Genomic DNA, 20,435 nt, shown 5'->3' on the forward strand with positions numbered 1-20,435 from the left:
CATCTATTTTACATGAAATCAGCTCTGAATTATAGACCAAGAAAAATGCGATAAATGAAAGCACGTTGCTCTCACTTATCGCATCTATATTAATCCATATCATCATCGTTATCCTCTATTTCAAACCATGAAACTGAAACGACACTTTTATTCAGTGCATTGATTTTAACTATTGCACCTTCATCATCATCTACCACTTGCTGAACCACATATAATGGCGGCTTAATATCATTCTCTAAATTTATATAAATGAATTGCCCCGGCACTTCTCTTTGTGCAATAGCCTTCGCTTCATTTTCGCTAATGTAAGGCGGTGAATCAGATGATTTGTGCGAGGTTTCTTTTTTATCAGGTTTAGACTTTGATTTGGATTCTTTTTTTATTTTTTCTGTATGCACATTTTTAATTGTGCCGTTTTTCCTATCTACCTCTAAGTCGTAATGCAAACCTTCATCCAGCAGCTTAATCTTATATGCGGTTTTATCTCGATTCAAACCCGATGACAGTATTTTGCCGTCATAACGTTCATCCGCAATTCTCTCTGCTTCTTGTTTTGTAATATCAGTTTGTCCCGACTTGAAATAAATAATGGCACCTAAAATCACGATTAATAAACAGATAATCACAATCAAAAGTATTTTAATCATCTTTTTGATAATCATCTGGTGTCACCTTTTTCATTTTCAAAATAAACGTTGTTCCAACATCCAACTCACTTTCAACTTCAATCTCAATAGCATTACGTTTGGCTAACTCATAGGCAATATATAAACCTAAACCGGAACCGCCTGATTCTCTGGCTCTGGCTTTATCAACACGATAAAACTTAGTGAAAATCTGTTCTAAATCCGCTTGCGGTATTCCAATGCCTTTGTCTTTAATTTGGACATGAATTTCATCTGACTGCGTTTTTGTTGTTATCTCTACTTCTTCTTGACTATACTTAATCGCATTATCTAAAAAGATAGTAATGAGTTGTTTGAATTGGTCCTCATTCACAAAAGCAAATGCTTGGTTATCCGATGAAAAAGTAATTTCACGTTGATAAGCTTTAGATAAACGTAAAGCTTTTTGTTCCATCACAGCATTGATATCGACTGCTGTTCGTTCAGAAGGATGGCTGTTGCGTTCTACTTTTGCTAAATCCAGCATTTGTTCAGTTAAATATTTCATGCGTTGCGCTTCGCTGCTGATGGCTTCGATACTTTCATTTAAAATATCTTCTCTTGTCTTGCCGAACCGCTTCAGCATTTTACTATAAGAATTAATTACCGTAATCGGTGTTTTCAATTCATGAGAAGCATTCAAAATAAAGGTTTGCTGCTTTTCATCATGTTCGCGCAAGTTTTTCATCATTTCATTATAAGTTTTAGTCAGCTCTTGCAATTCTTTTGTGTCTTTTTCATTAATATCCATAATCACATAATGATTCGTATCAATCGTCTTCTTCATCTTTTCGATCAACTGATTAATCGGCTGTAAAATAATTTGTGTCAATAAGCGATTAAGCAAGAACACAATTAATAAGATAAATAAAGTCGACAGTGTCAATACAATCTTCAAAATATCGTATTTGCTGTATTTGAAATCGATATTCTCAAAGATCTGCAGATTGCTGACCTCACCATCTTTCCAAATCACAGGGATACTCACCACTACAAAGTGATGTTCCCTTTTTTCAACGGCTTTTTTATATTGCTTGTTTTTATAAGGTTCGCTTAAGTCTTTGTATTTGGTATTAGAAGTGACTTGGAATTTATTTTCATTGTCTTGACCGACAATAGCGATATAACCATCCGTTAATATCAAACTTTGCAAGACACTTTCTTTATCAGTGTTGTTCTCTTTTGCTTTACGCAACTCTTTCATCGTACTGACTGCTTTGTCTTCAAGCTGGTCTGTTTCAGCGTTTAAAGAAGTCGTCCGATAAATGAAATAAATTGTGAAATTCGTAATAATTACCACAATCGCAATCATTAAAGTGATATAAATTTGGAGTTGTGTGCCTAACTTCATGACTCATCTCTCATCATATAACCGACACCCCTGACACTTGAAATAATAGAAGTATCCGTTGTATCTAATTTCTTTCTGAGATATCTGACATAGACATCGACAATATTCGTATCTCCAATAAAGTCATAACCCCAAACATATTCAAGTATTTGTGCACGCTCTAAGGCGATGTTCTTATTACTCATAAAGTAATACAACAGATTGTATTCTTTTTGTGTCAGCTCAACCAAAATCTGGTTTAAATAGACTTCTCGTGATTGCGGATGCAGCTCTATGTTTCTGAATTTTAAAGTTTCATCTGGTTCCGGCTGATTTAGTTGCTGCTGCTTCAGATGTGCTCTGATCCGTGCTAATAATTCCTCAATTTCAAAAGGCTTAGTAATATAATCATTCGCACCAGAGTCTAATCCGCTCACCTTGTCCATTACCGCATCTCTCGCTGTAAGCATAATAATGACAACGTGTGCATCTTCATTTCTGATACGTCTCAGTACCTCTAGTCCATTCAATTCAGGAATCATAACATCAAGCAGCACAGCATCTATTTCATGCTCATGATAAAGCTTTAATGCCTCTTTGCCTGTATAAGCAATATGCACGTCATATCCCTCATAAGTGAGTTCTAATTCAATGACACGTGCAATCTTTTCATCATCTTCAACAATCAATACGGTCTCCACTCTTTATTCACTCCTACTTCAGCGCAAGTCCAACATGCTGCCAAAAGACATAATACATTACAATCATCGCAATCATGTACAATGGCATCAACCACATGCTTAAATGCATCAGCTGTTTAATTGTAAATGGCTTCTCTTTATTTTCATAAAACAATAGTAAAGCTTTGGAACTGACAGGAAATGTTAAGCAATAGTTCATACCGATTAATGCCATAAATACCACTGCCGTCAGATTCAATCCGAACATTTTGCCGAATACAATCAATAACGGAATGAACACAACTGCACGTGAAGTATGGCTCGTAATATATAAATGAGATGTTACTGAAATTACTACAATCAATACTAACGGCACAAACGTATTTGTCAGTTCTAAATGATGCATCACTTTAAATAAATTATGCTGAATAACATCCAACACTTTATATTTCGCTAAAAGATTACCGAGTGCTGTAGCACCTGCCACAAAGAATATCAAACTCCATGATACTCTGTTGAATGCTTCTCGCCATCCGATCAAATCGATTTTAGGAAGCATCATAATCAAACTCATCAATATAGTGATAAAAGCAATATCAAACTGGTGCACAGGTTCAGTAATCCAAAGCAGAACAGTTAAACCAATCAATACCAGCGCTTTTTTCTCCTTAGTCGAAAAAGGATGCTTTTCATGCACGGGTTCCATTGCTTTTTCTGTTACTTCTGCTTCAATCGGCTTCATATAAATCTTTTTTATCATAAGCAGACTGATAATGCCAATCACAATCCCAAAAGGCAAGCCCCAAATTAAGAATTGCAAATACGTAATAGACTGGTCTGCTTGATTTTCTAATAAACCTATACCGATTAAATGACTTCCTGCACCAATCAAAGATAAATTCGTTCCCATTAAAACTAAAATCGGCATTAATAAGCCAAGGTATCGGCGATTGGCACTAAAACGATCGGTAAAAGCCTGATAAACCGGCAATAGTGCAGCTGCACGTCCGGAAGTTGACGGAATTATCAAAGATAAAATCTGAATGAATAAAAAGACTAAAACATTCAATCTTTTCTCAGATGTGCATTTGACTTCTATCCATCGGATTAAACGATCCAGCAAACCGCTTGTTTCTACTACACCGCCGATAATAAACGCACCAATCATCAGCCAAATCACATGCTCTTCTAACGATTCATATAAAATCGATTCAGGCAGTCCAAGCAATACTCCTAAACATACTACCAGCATGGCTGATAAGCCAGCCGGCATTTTGCTGAAGATAAAAAGTCCTAGAGATAAAATAAATAATGCTACACTCAATTGCCCGAGATAAGACATATTGGTTTCTAAAAAGAGCCAAATTGTAAAAATAAGATAAAGCAGTGTAGCGATTAATTTTGAATAACTCATTGCTGCATCACGAAATGATGACTTGTTTTAATACTTGGACTTTGTTCATGTTGCGCTTGGTTGATTGCCGCACCGATTTGAATAGATTTGAAGATATTACGTGCACACTCTTCAAGCCATTGTTCTGCGTATTCAATTGATACATCTAATGATGAAGGTGCTTTGATAATACTGTGGAATGCATCAATGCCGCTTTGATAATTGAATTCTGCTTGTTTGCCGATTGTACCCGCTAAAGCAATCACTGGTTTATCATATTTTTCCGCAATGCGTGCAACTTCTGCTGGAATTTTACCATTTGGTGTTTGATAATCTAAACAGCCTTCAGCGGTAATAATCAAGTCAGCTTGTGCAATCACAGGTTCAATATGCAAGTATTGCTGAATCAAGTCAAAGCGCGGATATAACGTCGCGTGCGCAAATGCCATCAAACCTGCACCTAATCCGCCTGATGCACCTGAACCATTTTTATAAGCAACTTTCTGTCCTGTTGTCTGTTTGATGCGTTCTGCTAAATGCTCTAAATTGTTTGCTAAGTGTTCTACTTCGTCCGGACTTGCACCTTTTTGCGGGCCGAATACTCTCGCAACACCTTTTGGTCCGCATAGAATATTAGACCAATTCACTGCCACGTCTATTTGTGTTTCTAGAACATGCGAATCTACTTGTGAGACATCGATTTGATCAATATGATGAATTGCACCGCCGCCATGAACATGAATATTTCGGCCTTGTTTATCTTTAAAACGCACACCGATAGCTTGTGCCATGCCAACGCCGCCGTCTGATGTACCAGAATCACCGCAGCCGATTAAGATACGTTCTGCGCCGTGGTCAAGTGCGTGAAGCATTGCTTCTCCTACACCGTAAGTGGAAGTGTGAAGCGGATTTCTTTGGTGCATAGGCACATGTCTTAAACCTGCGATGGCTGCCATTTCTATTACCGCTACCTTTTGTTTGTTCTCATAAAACATTCCATAATGTGTTTTACGTTTTTGACCTAATGGATCTTGTACATGGATAGTATATAATTGTCCATTTTTAATTTGAGTGATGGTTTGGGCGAAACCTTCTCCGCCATCTACCATTGGAATCACCTTTACATTCAGACTCTCATCTGCCGAATGTAAACCATTTTTAATTGCTTTTCCTACCTCTGCTGAGCTTAAACTTTCTTTAAAGCCTGAGGGAATTACTGCTATTTTCATAAATTCAGCCTCCTTGAAATACGATTAACATTTATATTAAGGAGGTTAAATTTGTAAAGAATTAGAGAATTATTAGAATTTGATTAAAAAAAACAGCCGGACACTTAATTATGTGCCCAGCTGTTTCATTCATCCCTCATCAACTTAGTCGTTTTTATGAAGGTCTTGTATCATTTTTTCGATTTTATTTCCGTATTCAATAGAATGATCATATTCAAAGAATAATTCAGGAACCATTCTTAAACGTATTCTTGAACCTAATTCGGATTTAATAAAGCCTTTTGCTTTTTCTAAAGCTTTGAAAGTATCATCTACTTCTTTTTCTTTGCCTAGAACAGTTAAGTAGACTTTTGCTTGAGATAAATCATTTGTAACTTGTACGTCAGTGATCGTTAAAAATCCGATTCTCGGGTCTTTAACTTTCGTGTTAATGATATCCATTAGCTCTTGTTTCATTTGTTCACCAACGCGTTCAGCTCTCATTTTACTCATGTGTATTTCACCTCTTTATTTGAACAATGAACGATTCAGTTCAATCCAAGATTATAAACTAAAATCGCCCCTTTGACAAAGGTTTTCCCTTTATATCTAATGATTAATCTCTTTCTCCTCCACTCATAATGTAAATGAACAGTTAAGCATGTTAATTTTGCGTAAACGTATTAGTGTTCATTTCAAAATAAAGTTAACGTTTCATTTACATTGTGAAAGTGTCTTAACAAAATTTTAGTGATAAACTTCTCAAATCATGATAACTAAAGCATTTTTTCTTCATCTAAGTCTTCTAACACGACAAACTCGAATGCCGAAGTGTCAATAAAAGCGCTTTATTGGAGTGAAAAGTTCATTTCATTTTTTAAATTCATTTCAAAAATTAACGTCTAATGAAACGAAAAGGATTCCTCTTTGTTTCATCAAATTAATGATTAAAGAGGAATCTTTTCAATTACATTGTTTAATTTATGATTGTGCTGCTTTCGAACGTTCTTTTCGTTTTTCTTTATTCATCAAAATCACTAAAATCAACGCCGCTAAACTACCTGCAGCTGATACTGCAATACCGATTTTAAAAATCATTTGATAAGCTTCAAATTCATGGCCTTTAAATTCATCTAACAGCTGACCATTCATCGTATACACCCAGAAGATCGGCGCATAAGCCATAAATGATCCGACACTCATTGCGGAACCTGAATATTTCTCAGGAAGCTTGAATTCAGAAATCGGCGCCAAAATAACACTTTTAGACAAGAAAGTCGTTAATGAGAAAGTAAATAATAAAATCATGCTGAGGACTAAGCCTGTTTTAAAGAAGACCACTATTAACAACACGATAGATGACAAGAATAATGCCACAAAGATCATTTTAGTCGTAGATTTAAAGACATAGTCAGAAATCACACCTGCAATTACACCCGCTAATACCCCTACAAAACCAGTATTCAATACACCGAACACTGCAGTTTGTGCAGTTGAAAGATGATATTGATTTTGTAAGTAAGGTACACTGTATACTAAAATAATGTACCCCCAGTAAATAGACATCGCCGCAATGGCTGCTAACCATACTTTAGGTTGAATTAATACATAGAATAATCCTTTTAAGGCATCTAATGATTTTTCTCCTAAATGCTCATGTTCGATTTTTTCAGCTGAGATACCATTTTTCGGAATGTATTTCCAAATCAGGAATATCATCGGCAGAATTAATAAGTTGTATGTAAACATCGCACCTTTAAATACAACTAAGCCGCTGATTAATGCCATGACTGCTACAACAAGCAAGCTCATAACCACTTCTTCTAAACGGTGAATCGCTTCTAACAAACCAAAACCTAAACCGCGGTGCTGTTTATCTGTAAAGAAGATGACACCGTTTAATACTGCCGGCCAGAAGAACGCATCTGTTAAGCCCCAAATGACCGCAATCACTTTTAATGTTTCAAATCCAGGCGCAAATAAAATAATATAAGTCATTGTCACAAATCGAATCAATAAACCTGTGATTAGAATCGAACGAATTGAAAAACGGTTGTTGATCCATCCGCCAGGAATATAGAAAAACATAGAAATCCCGATCAAACTGAATACTGCACCTAATTGTGCATTAGATAAATGCAGCACTTGAAGCAAGGTATTATAAAATGAACCTTTGAATGCTTCAAATCCTGAATAAATCAATTGTCCTGCTGTTACAACTGTTAAATAACCGATTAATGCTTTATTATCTTTCATTCCTAATTTATTAAGTAGCCAATGCATGATTATTCCTCGCTTTCCATATCTTGTAAATGAACAAGTTTTTGAGGAACATCACTAAAGACACCATCGACACCAAAGTTAAACAATTGGTTGACACGATCAATGTCATTGACAGTATATACATTCAACGTATAGCCTTCTGATTTCACTTGACTGACAAAAGCTGATGTTAAACCTTTGTCTTCAAGATGCAGAATTTTAGTATCCGCAAATGCCAAGACAGTACGCCAATCTTCGTAAAATGCACACGTTTCATACAATACTGCACGCGGATACTGCGGCAGCTGTTCTTGTACTGCTTTTAATAACGGAAGATTAAAACTAGAGAATAGAATTTCGATATCAGCGTCGAATTGTGCCATTTTCTCAGGCAACTGACGCATCAAAGCTTCCATTAATTTCGGTCCGTTTTTACCTGTAATCCCTTTTAACTCAATATTGACATTCAACTTTGCTTGGTTAATGAATTGGATAAATTCATCAAACGTCAATACTTTTTCATCTTTGAATCTTGTACCGAACCAATAACCGGCACTTGCTTCTTTGATGCGAGCATAAGGCGTTTCGCTGACCTCTCCTGCAATAGAAGTTGTACGTGCTAAGTAGTCGTCATGGATTAAAATTAATTGCTCATCGGAAGTAATCGCAATATCTACTTCAATCCATTGTAATTCTGGAATCTCTGCCGCTGCTTCATAAGCGGCTAATGTGTTCTCTGGTGCAACACTCGGAACACCTCTGTGCCCAAATATTGTTTTCATAGTTGTTCACCTACTCAAATGTTTAATACATTAATACTCAATGGCTCAGTATGGTTTCTTTCTTTTCATAATCCTTACCATCAATTGATTAACTTGAGATAATCATATGCGCTCCAAAAGAATTACGCAATCATTTTTATATTTTATCATTTATAATTTACATATAATTAACATTGCAAGTAAGTAAGCGTTTTAAAATTTACAAAATTGAAACATACAAAGGTTGTCACTTTACTGGATATATGAGAATGACTTTACTTAATAAATGAGAAAAAGGATAGCTAAGCGCCATCCTTTTAAATCTTAAAGTATCAATTACTTATAAAAATTCTTTTTCTTTAATATAATCATAGTTACCTTCAAACTTCTCTAATGTTTTATCTTTTAACAAGTAAGTAGTATTAAATAGCTTGTTAAGAAAATATCTATCATGCGAAACTGCAATTATAGTTCCTTCATAATCTAATAAAGCATCTTCTATGGTTTCCTTGGCATCTATATCTAAATGGTTTGTAGGCTCGTCTAAAACAAGTAAATTATAATCAGTGTTTACAATTTGTGCCCATCTTAATCTTATTTTTTCTCCTCCACTTAAATCTTTAACCTTTTTAAACACGTCTTTACCATAAAACATAAAATTAGCTAAAATATGTCTAGCTTGTTCTTCTGATACATTGACTTTTTCACGAATTGTATTCAACAAAGTATCATTGTTATCATTTTCAAATTCATGTTGTGAAAGATAGCCGATTTTTAAATTGTTTGCAGTTTTAATTGAACCTTCATCTACTGAAGTAATTCCTAAAATCATTTTTAACAATGTTGATTTACCAGTACCATTATCTCCTATAATAGCGACATGTTCGCCTCTTCTGATTAACATATTTACATTTTCAAATAATGAATAGTCATATCCTTTAGCAACATTTTCCATTTCAATCACTCTATTAGAAACGCGCTTATCTTCTTCTAGTTCCATATTCATTTTTTTTGAATCTAAAGTTGGTCTTTCTAATCGTTTAATGCGATTCAAAGCTTTTTCCATACTTTTAGCTCGACGATACATTGCAGCATTCGGTGGTTTGGCTTGGCTTGCCCATGTTCTTAATTGCTTTATAGACTCTTTCATTTTTTTTATTTTCTTTTGTTGTGTTTTATAGGCTTCGAATTCAGCTAATAGTCTATTTTCTCTTTCTTCAATAAAATATGAGTAATTTCCATTATAAGTATGAAGCGTTTTTTGATCTATTTCCATAATTTGATTGACTGTTTCATCTAAAAAGTAACGATCGTGTGAAACGATTACAGCAGCACCTTCGTAACTTTCTATATAGTTAGCCAACCATTCTATAGATTTAAAATCAAGGTGATTTGTTGGTTCATCTAAAAGCAGCAAGTCTGTAGGCTTAATTAACATTTGAGCAAGGCCTACTTTTGTACGTTCTCCCCCTGATAAATCTCCCCACTCTGTTTCAAGTAAATGAGCGATATTTAAACCATGAGTCACTTTACGTATTTTAGCGTCTATCTCATAACCACCATTGTCTTCATAATATGTCTGTAACTCACCATAACGAGACATTAGTGTACTTATATCTTCTATATCTTCGCTCATTTTATTTTCTATAATTTCAAGCTGTTTTGATATAGTATTTAACTCTTGAAATACAGATTTCAAACATTGATAAACACATATACTTTTTTCATAATCAGGTATTTGGTTTAAATAACCTATCCTCACATTTTTCTTCCAACTAATAACACCTTGGGAAAGTGTTTCTAACCCAGCTAGTAACTTTAATAAAGTGGTTTTCCCTTCACCATTACGTCCTACTAATCCTATAGTTTCACCAGAATTAAGGGTCATCTTAATATTATCGAATAAAGTTTCTTCTACATAACTTTTAGAAACATTCGAGGCATTTAGTATATTCATTTTTCTTCCTCCATGTTATCTATAAGGAAGAAGTATATAGTGTCAGTTCCTTATAGACCGATTAATAATTTCAAAAAAGACAGACTTCACCAATTTTGGAATTAAAATCGAAAATTTGTTGCGTATGATTTGTAAATATCTGCAACAAAAAGCTATAAGAAACATTTAGACACCTCCTCAAATATAATTTATATATATTTTACAATGAAAAATGGGTAACGTAAAGAGTGTACAGAAAATAAGCATTAACACTACACCAAGCAATATGAAATAAGAATAATACCAATTGGCCAATATGTGGTAGACCCGAAAAATTCTACACAGATCACAGGAGTGACTTTACCTCGCATCACATGGAACAAGTCGCTATTGATTCGAAAATTAACTTGATGTTTTCTAAAGATGGTGTCCCTCGTGGTCGCTGGAAAATAGAAAGGTTTTTTTCAGACAGTTAACCAAACTTTCTTAGAACAACTTCCTGGATATATAAACAATAATGATACTCCTAGCGATTTAATAGATTTTCAAAATTTCGAAGAAAAATTACGATACTTTTTAATTGAAGATTTTAATCAAAAAGAGCACAGTGCTATCCAGAGCTGTAGTGCGTTGCTTTTCTCATTTATTAGGTAAAATCATTCTCATATATCGAGTAAAGTGACAACAAAGGTGTAAGCTATCAAAAAATCCAACCTGATTTCAGTGCTTCGCTGTCATCAGATTGGATAGATTGATAGAAAATCTTTATTTTTTTTATTCAGACATCACGATGATATTAAAGAAATGGCCATCGATATCTTCGAAAGTGAAGCCGTAAAAACCGTTGCGTGTTTTCGGCTGATCGATGACTTTTCCGCCGGCTTTTTGAACTTCTTTTGCCAGTGCGTCTGCTTCTTCATTAGTATCTGTTGATAATGAAATCAAGGCATCATTACCATACGGTACTCGATGGATATATTTTTCAAATTGTTGTGCAGCGACGACCATAATCGGTGAACCTTTATCAGCTTTTATCCCAAACATTATCCCTTCTTGTTCAGGACGTTCCATGATTTCAAAACCGATTGCCTTATAGAAGACTTTGCTTCTTTCTAAGTCGTCACTATGCAAGTTAAACCATAAATTGTTCATAACATTGATAACCTCCCCGCTGATTAATAGGATACTTTACCCTTTTTACACATGAAAAAGCACTCCCTATTGGAAGTGCTTTTCATTAAAGTAACAAGCTTATCTTTCGATTTCAACCATTTCATAAGCTTCAATGATGTCATCTACTTTTAAGTCATTGTATTTTTCAATTGTAATACCGCACTCATAACCTTGTGCGACTTCTTTAACGTCATCTTTGTAACGTTTTAATGTGTCTAGTTGACCTTCGAACGTTACGATGCCGTCACGGATAACACGCACACCTGCGTTACGTGTGATTTTACCGTCAGTCACATAACAGCCAGCGATTGTGCCGACTTTAGAAACTTTGAATGTTTGACGTACTTCTGCTTGTCCGATTACTTTCTCTTCGTATTCAGGGTCAAGCATACCTTTCATCGCAGATTCGATTTCTTCGATAACGTTGTAGATGACGCGGTGTAAACGCAAGTCTACGTTTTCTTGTTCAGCTGCACGTTTCGCACCTGCATCTGGTCGAACGTTGAAACCGATGATGATACCGTTAGAGGCATTCGCAAGTGTTACGTCTGATTCGTTGATCGCACCTACTGCTGTGTGGATGATACGAACGTTAACACCTTCTACATCGATTTTCATTAATGAAGCGGCTAATGCTTCTACAGAACCTTGTACGTCACCTTTGATAATAACGTTAAGGTCTTTCATTTCGCCTTGTTTCATTTGTTCGAATAAGTTGTCTAATGTTACGTTTTTGCTTTCTTGACGTTGTTGAAGAATGCTTTCTTCATGACGTGCTTCACCGATACGGCGTGCTTGTTTTTCATCTGAGAATGTTACGAAGCGGTCACCTGCTTGCGGTACATCATTAATACCAGTAATTTCAACAGGTGTAGATGGTCCTGCAGATTTAATACGTTTACCTAAATCATTCACCATTGCACGTACACGGCCAAATGTATTACCCACTACAATCGCATCTCCGACATGTAATGTACCGTTTTGAACTAATAATGATGCCGCTGGTCCGCGTGATTTGTCTAATTCTGCTTCAATCACTGTACCTACTGCACGTTTATCAGGGTTTGCTTTAAGTTCTTGTACTTCAGAAACTAAGACAATCATTTCTAACAAGTCTTCGATACCGTCGCCGCTTAACGCTGAAAGCGGTACGAAGATTGTGTCGCCGCCCCAATCTTCTGGGAATAAACCGTGTTCAGTCAATTCTTGCATTACACGATCAGGGTTTGCTGTCGGTTTATCGACTTTGTTGACTGCTACGATAATCGGCACATCTGCTTCTTTAGCATGGTTGATTGCTTCAATTGTTTGAGGCATTACACCGTCATCAGCCGCTACAACTAATACAGTGATATCTGTCACTTGCGCACCGCGTGCACGCATTGTTGTGAACGCTGCGTGTCCTGGTGTATCTAAGAAAGTAATTTTCTTGCCGTCGTTAGTGATTTGATAAGCACCGATATGTTGTGTGATACCGCCTGCTTCGCCGTCAGTCACGTGTGTGTTTCTGATAGAGTCAAGCAATGTTGTTTTACCATGGTCAACGTGTCCCATGATTGTCACAACTGCAGGACGTTCTACTGCATCCGGATCTTCTTCTTCATCATCGAAGTAGATATCTAAATCTTCTTCATCGATAACAATTTCTTTTTCAACTTCTACACCATAATCATCAGCGATTAATTCGATTGTTTCATCGTCTAATGATTGGTTAATGTTAGCCATGATACCAAGCAAGAATAATTTTTTCACAATGCTTGATGATTCAATATTCATTTTATCTGCTAACTCGCCAACAGTAATACCTTCTAAATAAGTGATTTTTTCAGGTATTTCTTTAACTGGTTCCGGTTTTGGTGCTTGTTTTTGATTATTGCGTTTGTTTTTATTATTTTTATGATTGTTTTTGTTGTTTTGGTTCTTGTTGCCTTTTTTATTATTCTTTTTAGCATTTCCGCTATTATTATTGTTTTTATCTTTATTGTTTTGATGTTTTTTGTGATTATTTTGAGCAGCTTTATTGTCTTGCTTATCTTGAGATGAACCCGGTTTGAACTTTTTGTCCAAGGCTTTGATTTCATTTGGTTCTAACGCTTGCATGTGGTTAGACACCTCAACGTTCATCTTTTTCAATTCATCAATAACATCTTTACTTTTTAATTTTAAATCTTTTGCATACTCGTAAATTCTCTTTTTACTCATATAATCACTCCTTACGTTATTCATCTATCATTGATAATAGCTTTTTGGCAAAACCGTTATCCATTATAGCTATATTCACGCGAGAAGATTTGCCAAGTGCTTGGCCTAATTCTTCTCTAGTACCGAATATACGCAACGGAACGTGGTAACTTTCGCATTTTTGGCTGATATCTTTAGTTGTTCTGTCAGAAGCATCTTCAGACAAAATCACTAAAGGTACTTTTTTCTTCTTAATTTCTGCTAAGATGACTGATTCACCTGATTTGACTTTACCAGCCCGCATTGCCAATCCTAAAAAATTCAAGATGTTGCTCTTATTCATTTTGGAATCTCTTCTCTATAGATGAGACGTATGATTTCTTTATAGACAGGCGCTAAAGTTTCAGCATCAGCTTTAAAGAACTTTTCTAAAACGGCCTTTTGCTGAGCCTTTTCCACTAATGCGACATCTTTAGAAACATAAGCACCGCGGCCTGGTTTCTTGCCTGTCGCATCGGCAGAAATCTCTCCCTCTTTATTAATTACCACACGAATCATATCATTTTTCGGACGCATTTCATTTGAAAGTATACACTTTCTCATTGGAATCTTCTTTTTCTTCATAAAGGCATTCACTCCAAATTATTCTTCTACGTCTTTTTTATCGTCTTGTTCTTCTGTTTCAGCTTCTTCTGAGTTGTCTTCTTGTACTACAACTTCATCTTCTTCTGAAACTTCAGGTACTTCTTCTACTTGCGCTACTACAACTTCTTCAGAAAGATCTTCTTGTGCAGCATCTTCTGTTTCGTCTTGTTCCGGTACTGGATAAATACCAGCTTCTCGTGCATCTGTTTCAGATTTGATATCAATTTTCCAACCAGTAAGTTTTGCGGCTAAACGTGCGTTTTGACCGCGTTTACCGATTGCTAATGATAATTGATAGTCCGGCACAACAACAGTTGTAGATTGATTGTCTTCGTCTACGATAACTTCAAGTACTTGTGATGGGCTTAACGCATTTTTAACAAATACTTTAGGATTTTCATCCCATTGTACGATGTCGATTTTTTCTCCGCCTAATTCTTCAACGATAGCTTCAACACGTACACCTTTTGCACCTACACATGCACCTACTGCATCGATATCATCATTTTCTGAGTACACACTGATTTTTGAACGGTCGCCCGCTTCGCGTGCTACTGATTTAATCACTACCACACCATCATAGATTTCCGGAACTTCTTGTTCGAAAAGACGTTTCAGCAATCCAGGATGACTGCGTGATACATAGATTTGAGGACCTTTTGTTGTTTGTTCAACTTTGTTGACATACACTTTGATGCGTTCGTTAGGAATGTAGCTTTCATTCGGACTTCTTTCAGCTTCAGATAATACTGCTTCAGTACGTCCTAAGTTGACATACACATAACGATGGTCGACTCTGTCGATAATACCAGTTACGATGTCTTCTTCTTTATCGATGAATTCATCATAAAGAATTTCTCTTTCAGCATCGCGCAAACGCTGCATAACAGCTTGTTTTGCTGCTTGTGCGCCGACACGGCCGAAGTCTTTAGGTGTAACATCTTCTTCATAGATATCGCCGATTTCATATGCAGGGTTTTTCACCAATGCAGTGCTGATATCGACTTCATCGCGATCATCAAAAACTTCTTCTACAACTTCTTTTCTTGCGATGACTTTGAAAGTACCTTCATCCATATTTAATTCTACACGTGCGTTACGTGAAGATTCATAATTCTTTTTATAAGCAGTAATCAATGCAGCTTCAATGGCATCGATTAACACTTCTCTAGGAATTTTCTTTTCTTTTTCTAAATACTCTACTGCTAGTAATAATTCATTTGACACGGTTAAATCCTCCTACTCAGGTTAAATCAAAACTGCATGACGTGCTTTAGCAATTTTATTTCTTGGGATTTCAACTTCCTTTTTCTTTTCTTTCACTTGTACTTGCATAACAATGTGATCGTCGTCTACAGATTTCAAGACGCCTAACCATTCTTTTTCGCCTTCAATCGGGGCATAAAGTGAAACAAATACAGGTTGATCGACTGCATTGCGAAACGCCTTATCGTCTTTGATAGGACGTTCAGCACCTGGCGACGCTACGTCTAAATAATACATTTGTTCAATCGGATCTGCTTCATCCATCGCTTCGCTGATTTTTTCAGATGCAAGTGTGCAGTCATTCAAATCAACACCGCCCTCTTTATCAATAGAGATGCGAAGGAAGCGATCTTTACCCTCTTTTGCGAATTCAATATCTACAAGTTCAAAATTCAAATCATCTAATACCGGTTGAATAATTTCTTCGATTTGTTCAGTGATTTTACTCATGCTGACCTCCTTTTAAGCAAATAGAAAAGAGCGGGTAAACCCCACTCTTTGTGACTAAAGTTCATTTTTTACGCACTATGATTATAACACAGAGCGTATTGAAATGCCAATTGAAGCCCAATTAACACTTTCTTGGTCATTACATATCAAAAATAGACAATTGTGCTTTATCAGGTAAACCTGGCAATGAACCAAGTTCATCTAAATAATCAATGACTTTTTGAGATAAGCCTGCCTTTTTATTCAAGTCTTCTTTTGAAAGGAACGGTCCTTCATTACGCGCTTCAACAATACGTTTTGCTACGTTTTCACCTAATCCCGGTACTGAAATAAACGGCGGAATTAATGTATCCCCTTCAATAATAAACTCAAAAGCTTGGCTCTTTTCTAAACTGATCGGCTGCATACGGAAACCGCGATGCGCCATTTCATTCATGATTTCAAGCACAGTCAAGACATCTTTTTCTTTCTTGCCCAGTTCCATATATTTAGAATACATATCTTTAACAGTTGCTTTAATTCCTTCTTTATCTTTAATCATCGTTAATAAATCAAAGTCAGAAGCACGAACTGTAAAGTATGACGCATAATAATACAGTGGATAGTGCACTTTGAAATAAGCGATACGTACTGCCATCAATACATAGGCTGCCGCATGGGCTTTAGGGAACATGTATTTGATTTTCTTACATGAATCCAAATACCAATCCGGTACATCATTGGCTTTCATAATTTCTTCCCATTCTTCTTGCAAGCCCTTACCTTTACGAACTGCCTCCATAATCTTGAAGGCTAGCGACGGTTCTAATCCGGCATACATCAAGTACACCATAATATCATCACGACAACCGATAACACCAGATAAGTCGCATGTGCCTGAACGTACTAATTCTTGCGCATTGCCTAACCATACGTCAGTACCATGTGATAATCCGGAGATTTGAACCAACTCTGAGAACGTTGTCGGTTTTGTATCTTCCAGCATTTGACGCACGAAAGCTGTACCGAACTCAGGTACACCGAACGTACCTGTTTTACACATAATATCCTCTTCGCTGACACCTAACGATTCTGGCGTACTGAAAATACGCATCGTCTCTTTATCGTCGACTGGTACTGTTTTAGGATCAATACCAGATAAATCTTGAAGCATTCTGATCATTGTCGGATCATCGTGTCCCAGTATATCAAGTTTAAGCACGTTATCGTGAATCGAGTGGAAGTCGAAGTGTGTTGTCATCCATGCTGAAGATTGATCATCAGCCGGATATTGGATTGGTGTGAAATCATAAATATCCATATAGTCAGGAACTACGATAATACCGCCCGGGTGCTGTCCGGTTGTACGTTTAACACCTGTACAGCCTTTAACTAAGCGGTCTACTTCAGCACCGCGCTTATGAATACCTTGGTCATTTAAATATCCTTTAACATAACCGAAAGCTGTTTTTTCAGCAACCGTACCGATTGTACCTGCACGGAATACTTTATCCTCACCAAACAGCACTTTCGTATAGTTATGGGCCTCTGGCTGATATTCCCCGCTGAAGTTCAAGTCGATATCAGGTACTTTGTCCCCTTTAAATCCTAAGAATGTTTCGAACGGAATATCTTGGCCTTCCTTAATCATTTCAGCACCGCATTCGCATTTTTTATCTGGTAAGTCGAATCCAGAACCGACAGACCCGTCATTAAAGAATTCGCTTTTTTTACACTTAGGACAAATATAATGCGGCGGTAATGGATTTACTTCTGTAATCTCAGTCATCGTCGCAACGAAACTAGAACCTACAGAACCACGAGAACCTACTAAGTAGCCGTCATTCAAGGATTTCTTAACCAAACGCTGCGAAATCAGATAGATAACAGAGAATCCGTTACCGATGATACTTTCCAATTCTTTTTCAAGTCGGTCAATTACAATTTGCGGTAAGTCGTCACCGTATAATTTACGAGCATTGTTATAACTCATTTCACGAATCTCTTCATTCGCACCTTCCATACGCGGTGTATACAATTTATCTTTAATTGGTACTACACGTTCAATCATATCCGCAATTTTATTCGTATTATCGACTACGATTTCTTTTGCTTTCTCTTCGCCTAAGAAATGAAACGCATCTAACATTTCATCTGTTGTTCTGAAATGCGCTTCTGGCAAAGTAGAACGATTCAACGGGTTACCTGGTTGAGAGGCAATCAAAATTTTACGTGCAATGCCGTCATGTTCATTCAAGTAGTGAACATTCCCTGTCGCAACGACTGGAATATTAACCGCTTCTCCCGCTTTTAACAAACGTTGGTATATCTCTTCCATTGTTTCGTTATCTCGGATTAATTCTCTATCGATTAGATCTTGATACAACGCAGGCGGCTGCACTTCAATATAATCATAGTATTTCGCAATACGTTCTACTTGAGATTGATCTTTCTGCATCACTGCAGTAAAGACTTCACCTTCATCGCACGCAGATCCGATTAATAAACCTTCGCGGTATTCGTCTAATAATGAACGCGGAATTCTCGGTGTACGATAGTAATATGTGACTAAAGACTCGCTGACAATTTTGAATAAGTTCTTAAGTCCTTGCTGGTTTTGAACTAAAATCGTCACGTGGCTTGGTCGTGCACGTTTATACGCATCTTCATTAGATAGAGATTGGTTGATATCTTGATGATTCTTAACACCTAATTCATCTACTTGTTTCAACATCTTCATAAAGATATAAGCAGTTGCTTCGGTATCATAAATGGCACGGTGATGTTGTGTCAGTTCTACACCGTATTTCTTAGCTAAGAAGTTCAAGCCGTGTTTACCGAACTCTGTGTTAATCGTACGTGATAATTCTAAAGTATCAATAACACCGTTCGTATAATTGCCAAGTCCTGCACGTTCATAACCTGTATCAATAAAGCCCATATCGAACGAAGCATTATGCGCTACAAAGATTGCATCTCCGACCCATTCTTTAAATTCTGTCAGTACATCATCTATCTCAGGTGCATCGACAAGCATTTCATCAGAGATATGTGTTAAATTCTTAATCGTTTCAGACAAACGTTCATGCGGATTACTGAAACGTTCAAACTTATCAATGATTTCTCCGTCATGTACTTTAACCGCAGCTAACTCAATAATTTTATCGTATTGGTTAGAAAGTCCAGTTGTTTCGACGTCGAATACAACATAAGTTGCTTCTTTTAAATTGCGGTCTGTCGGATTATAAGCAATCGGTACACCATCATCCACAAGCATACCTTCCATACCGTAAATCATTTTAATGCCGTTCTTTTCTGCGGCACTGAATGCATCCGGATAAGCTTGTACCACATTATGGTCTGTCACCGCAATCGCAGGATGACCCCATTTCGCAGCTTGTGCTACATAATCACCGATTTGGTTAATACCGTCCATTTGACTCATCGCAGAATGCAGATGCAGCTCTACACGTTTTTCATCTGCTTTATCTTGTTTAGGCGTCTTTTTGATTTCTTCAATATCAGACATCATCATTACTAAGTCGCGAACGAATGTATCTTCTTCAATACGGCCTTGTGCACGTACCCACTTGCCGACGCTTAACGCTTTGAAGTGATCTAAATCATCTTTGTTTTTACGCGTAAACATTTTCAGCACAAGCGAGTCGGTATAGTCGGTTACTTTCAATTCCACAATATGGCGTCCGCTTTTTAATTCTTTGATATTCATATCAAAGATTACCCCTTCGATCGCGACTTTGAATTCTTCTTCAATAATCGAATCAATCGAACGGACATTGTCCACTTGAATTGGTTTGCCGATTTGACATTTGTCCACTGAACTTTCGTTATTATCTTGTTGTTTAGCTTTCTCAGCTTTCATTTTTTCTAGTTTTTCTGTCGCTTCTTTGGCACTTTGCTGATCTTCTTCTTGAATATAAGCTTCAAGCGATGCCAATTCATTATCATGATCTGCAATATCTGTTTCAAAGATAATTTTATTAACGTCAAAGCCGCATTGTCTGTATGCTTTGACTAAGCTGCCGTTGCAAGCTTTATGGAAATAATCACGTTCTATATCATTTGAAACCATTACTTTTAATACATTGCCTGACATGATTAAACGTTTTTGTTTTAATTGTCCTTTTACTTTTGGAGACAAGCGTGTTTGATCAATACAATGATTGAAATATTTCATCGCAAATTCATCTTGGTTTTGTGTATCTTCAACCACAAATTGCCAATCAATCGTTGCGATTTCTTTAAATTCTTCAATCAATGCGTGTGTAAATAACATGTAGTCTTCATAAGAGAGGAAACGAGGCAGTGTAATTTGAAAGAGCCATGTGCGTTCTTTTTGCGACACATCAATGCGGTTCAATTCACTTTTTTCTAATATATCTGTCTCCAGCTGATTTGCTATTTTAATCTGATCAGCCAGCACTTTAAATTTTTCTTGATTCGTCATTGCCAAGACAATTACCACCTTAGTTATTATTACATCTT

At 36.5% G+C, this 20,435-nt stretch carries 16 protein-coding genes and 1 pseudogene; 1 reads left to right on the top strand and 16 read right to left on the bottom strand.

What is annotated here, in order from left to right:
• Positions 1-89 precede the first annotated feature (89 nt).
• From DVJ99_RS05570 to abc-f, 9 genes are all read right to left on the bottom strand, one after another.
• Positions 90-662: a PepSY domain-containing protein gene (locus DVJ99_RS05570; protein WP_114603469.1), complete on the bottom strand. Its 573-nt coding sequence runs from the start codon at positions 660-662 to the stop codon at positions 90-92.
• Positions 640-2,016, bottom strand: a complete 1,377-nt coding sequence (locus DVJ99_RS05575; protein ID WP_114603470.1) for a sensor histidine kinase — start codon at positions 2,014-2,016, stop codon at positions 640-642. Before DVJ99_RS05575 ends, DVJ99_RS05570 begins: the two co-directional genes overlap by 23 nt.
• Positions 2,013-2,696, bottom strand: coding sequence for a response regulator transcription factor (locus DVJ99_RS05580; protein WP_114603471.1), 684 nt, complete (start codon positions 2,694-2,696; stop codon positions 2,013-2,015). Before DVJ99_RS05580 ends, DVJ99_RS05575 begins: the two co-directional genes overlap by 4 nt.
• 13 nt (positions 2,697-2,709) lie before the next feature.
• Entirely contained in the window at positions 2,710-4,089 is a 1,380-nt protein-coding gene (locus DVJ99_RS05585; RefSeq protein WP_114603472.1) for an SLC13 family permease, read from the bottom strand.
• On the bottom strand, positions 4,086-5,297 hold the full coding sequence (locus DVJ99_RS05590) for a glycerate kinase family protein (protein WP_114603473.1): 1,212 nt from the start codon (positions 5,295-5,297) through the stop codon (positions 4,086-4,088). The genes DVJ99_RS05585 and DVJ99_RS05590 overlap by 4 nt, the downstream gene beginning before the upstream one ends.
• A 144-nt stretch (positions 5,298-5,441) precedes the next feature.
• Complete coding sequence (gene rbfA, locus DVJ99_RS05595) at positions 5,442-5,789, bottom strand: 30S ribosome-binding factor RbfA (RefSeq protein ID WP_105992951.1); 348 nt, start codon at positions 5,787-5,789, stop codon at positions 5,442-5,444.
• A gap of 468 nt (positions 5,790-6,257) precedes the next feature.
• Positions 6,258-7,559, bottom strand: coding sequence for an MFS transporter (locus DVJ99_RS05600; RefSeq protein ID WP_114603474.1), 1,302 nt, complete (start codon positions 7,557-7,559; stop codon positions 6,258-6,260).
• Between the two features lie 2 nt (positions 7,560-7,561).
• Entirely contained in the window at positions 7,562-8,320 is a 759-nt protein-coding gene (locus DVJ99_RS05605) for a glycerophosphodiester phosphodiesterase family protein (RefSeq protein ID WP_105992953.1), read from the bottom strand.
• Positions 8,321-8,639: 319 nt separating this feature from the next.
• Positions 8,640-10,256, bottom strand: coding sequence for a ribosomal protection-like ABC-F family protein (abc-f, locus tag DVJ99_RS05610; RefSeq protein ID WP_114603475.1), 1,617 nt, complete (start codon positions 10,254-10,256; stop codon positions 8,640-8,642).
• 242 nt (positions 10,257-10,498) lie between these two features.
• Between abc-f and DVJ99_RS05615 the strand changes: the two are divergent.
• A pseudogene (locus tag DVJ99_RS05615) lies at positions 10,499-10,856 on the top strand (Mu transposase C-terminal domain-containing protein); the annotation flags it as partial.
• A gap of 153 nt (positions 10,857-11,009) precedes the next feature.
• On the opposite strand, the gene DVJ99_RS05620 reads toward DVJ99_RS05615, so the two are convergent.
• From DVJ99_RS05620 to DVJ99_RS05650, 7 genes are all read right to left on the bottom strand, one after another.
• Positions 11,010-11,387, bottom strand: a complete 378-nt coding sequence (locus DVJ99_RS05620) for a VOC family protein (protein WP_114603476.1) — start codon at positions 11,385-11,387, stop codon at positions 11,010-11,012.
• A 99-nt stretch (positions 11,388-11,486) separates the two neighbouring features.
• Entirely contained in the window at positions 11,487-13,610 is a 2,124-nt protein-coding gene (infB, locus tag DVJ99_RS05625; RefSeq protein WP_114603477.1) for a translation initiation factor IF-2, read from the bottom strand.
• A gap of 16 nt (positions 13,611-13,626) precedes the next feature.
• Positions 13,627-13,932 (bottom strand): YlxQ family RNA-binding protein, encoded by a 306-nt coding sequence (locus DVJ99_RS05630; RefSeq protein ID WP_105992956.1) that lies wholly within the window; start codon positions 13,930-13,932, stop codon positions 13,627-13,629.
• Positions 13,929-14,213: an RNase P modulator RnpM gene (gene rnpM, locus DVJ99_RS05635; RefSeq protein WP_114603478.1), complete on the bottom strand. Its 285-nt coding sequence runs from the start codon at positions 14,211-14,213 to the stop codon at positions 13,929-13,931. The genes DVJ99_RS05630 and rnpM overlap by 4 nt, the downstream gene beginning before the upstream one ends.
• Before the next feature lie 18 nt (positions 14,214-14,231).
• Positions 14,232-15,461, bottom strand: coding sequence for a transcription termination factor NusA (gene nusA, locus DVJ99_RS05640; RefSeq protein ID WP_114603479.1), 1,230 nt, complete (start codon positions 15,459-15,461; stop codon positions 14,232-14,234).
• 21 nt (positions 15,462-15,482) lie between these two features.
• Complete coding sequence (gene rimP / locus DVJ99_RS05645; protein ID WP_114603480.1) at positions 15,483-15,950, bottom strand: ribosome maturation factor RimP; 468 nt, start codon at positions 15,948-15,950, stop codon at positions 15,483-15,485.
• 139 nt (positions 15,951-16,089) lie between these two features.
• On the bottom strand, positions 16,090-20,397 hold the full coding sequence (locus DVJ99_RS05650; protein ID WP_114603499.1) for a PolC-type DNA polymerase III: 4,308 nt from the start codon (positions 20,395-20,397) through the stop codon (positions 16,090-16,092).
• Positions 20,398-20,435 lie beyond the last annotated feature (38 nt).

The organism is Staphylococcus sp. EZ-P03, assembly GCF_003344575.1.
Classification (GTDB): domain Bacteria; phylum Bacillota; class Bacilli; order Staphylococcales; family Staphylococcaceae; genus Staphylococcus; species Staphylococcus simulans_B.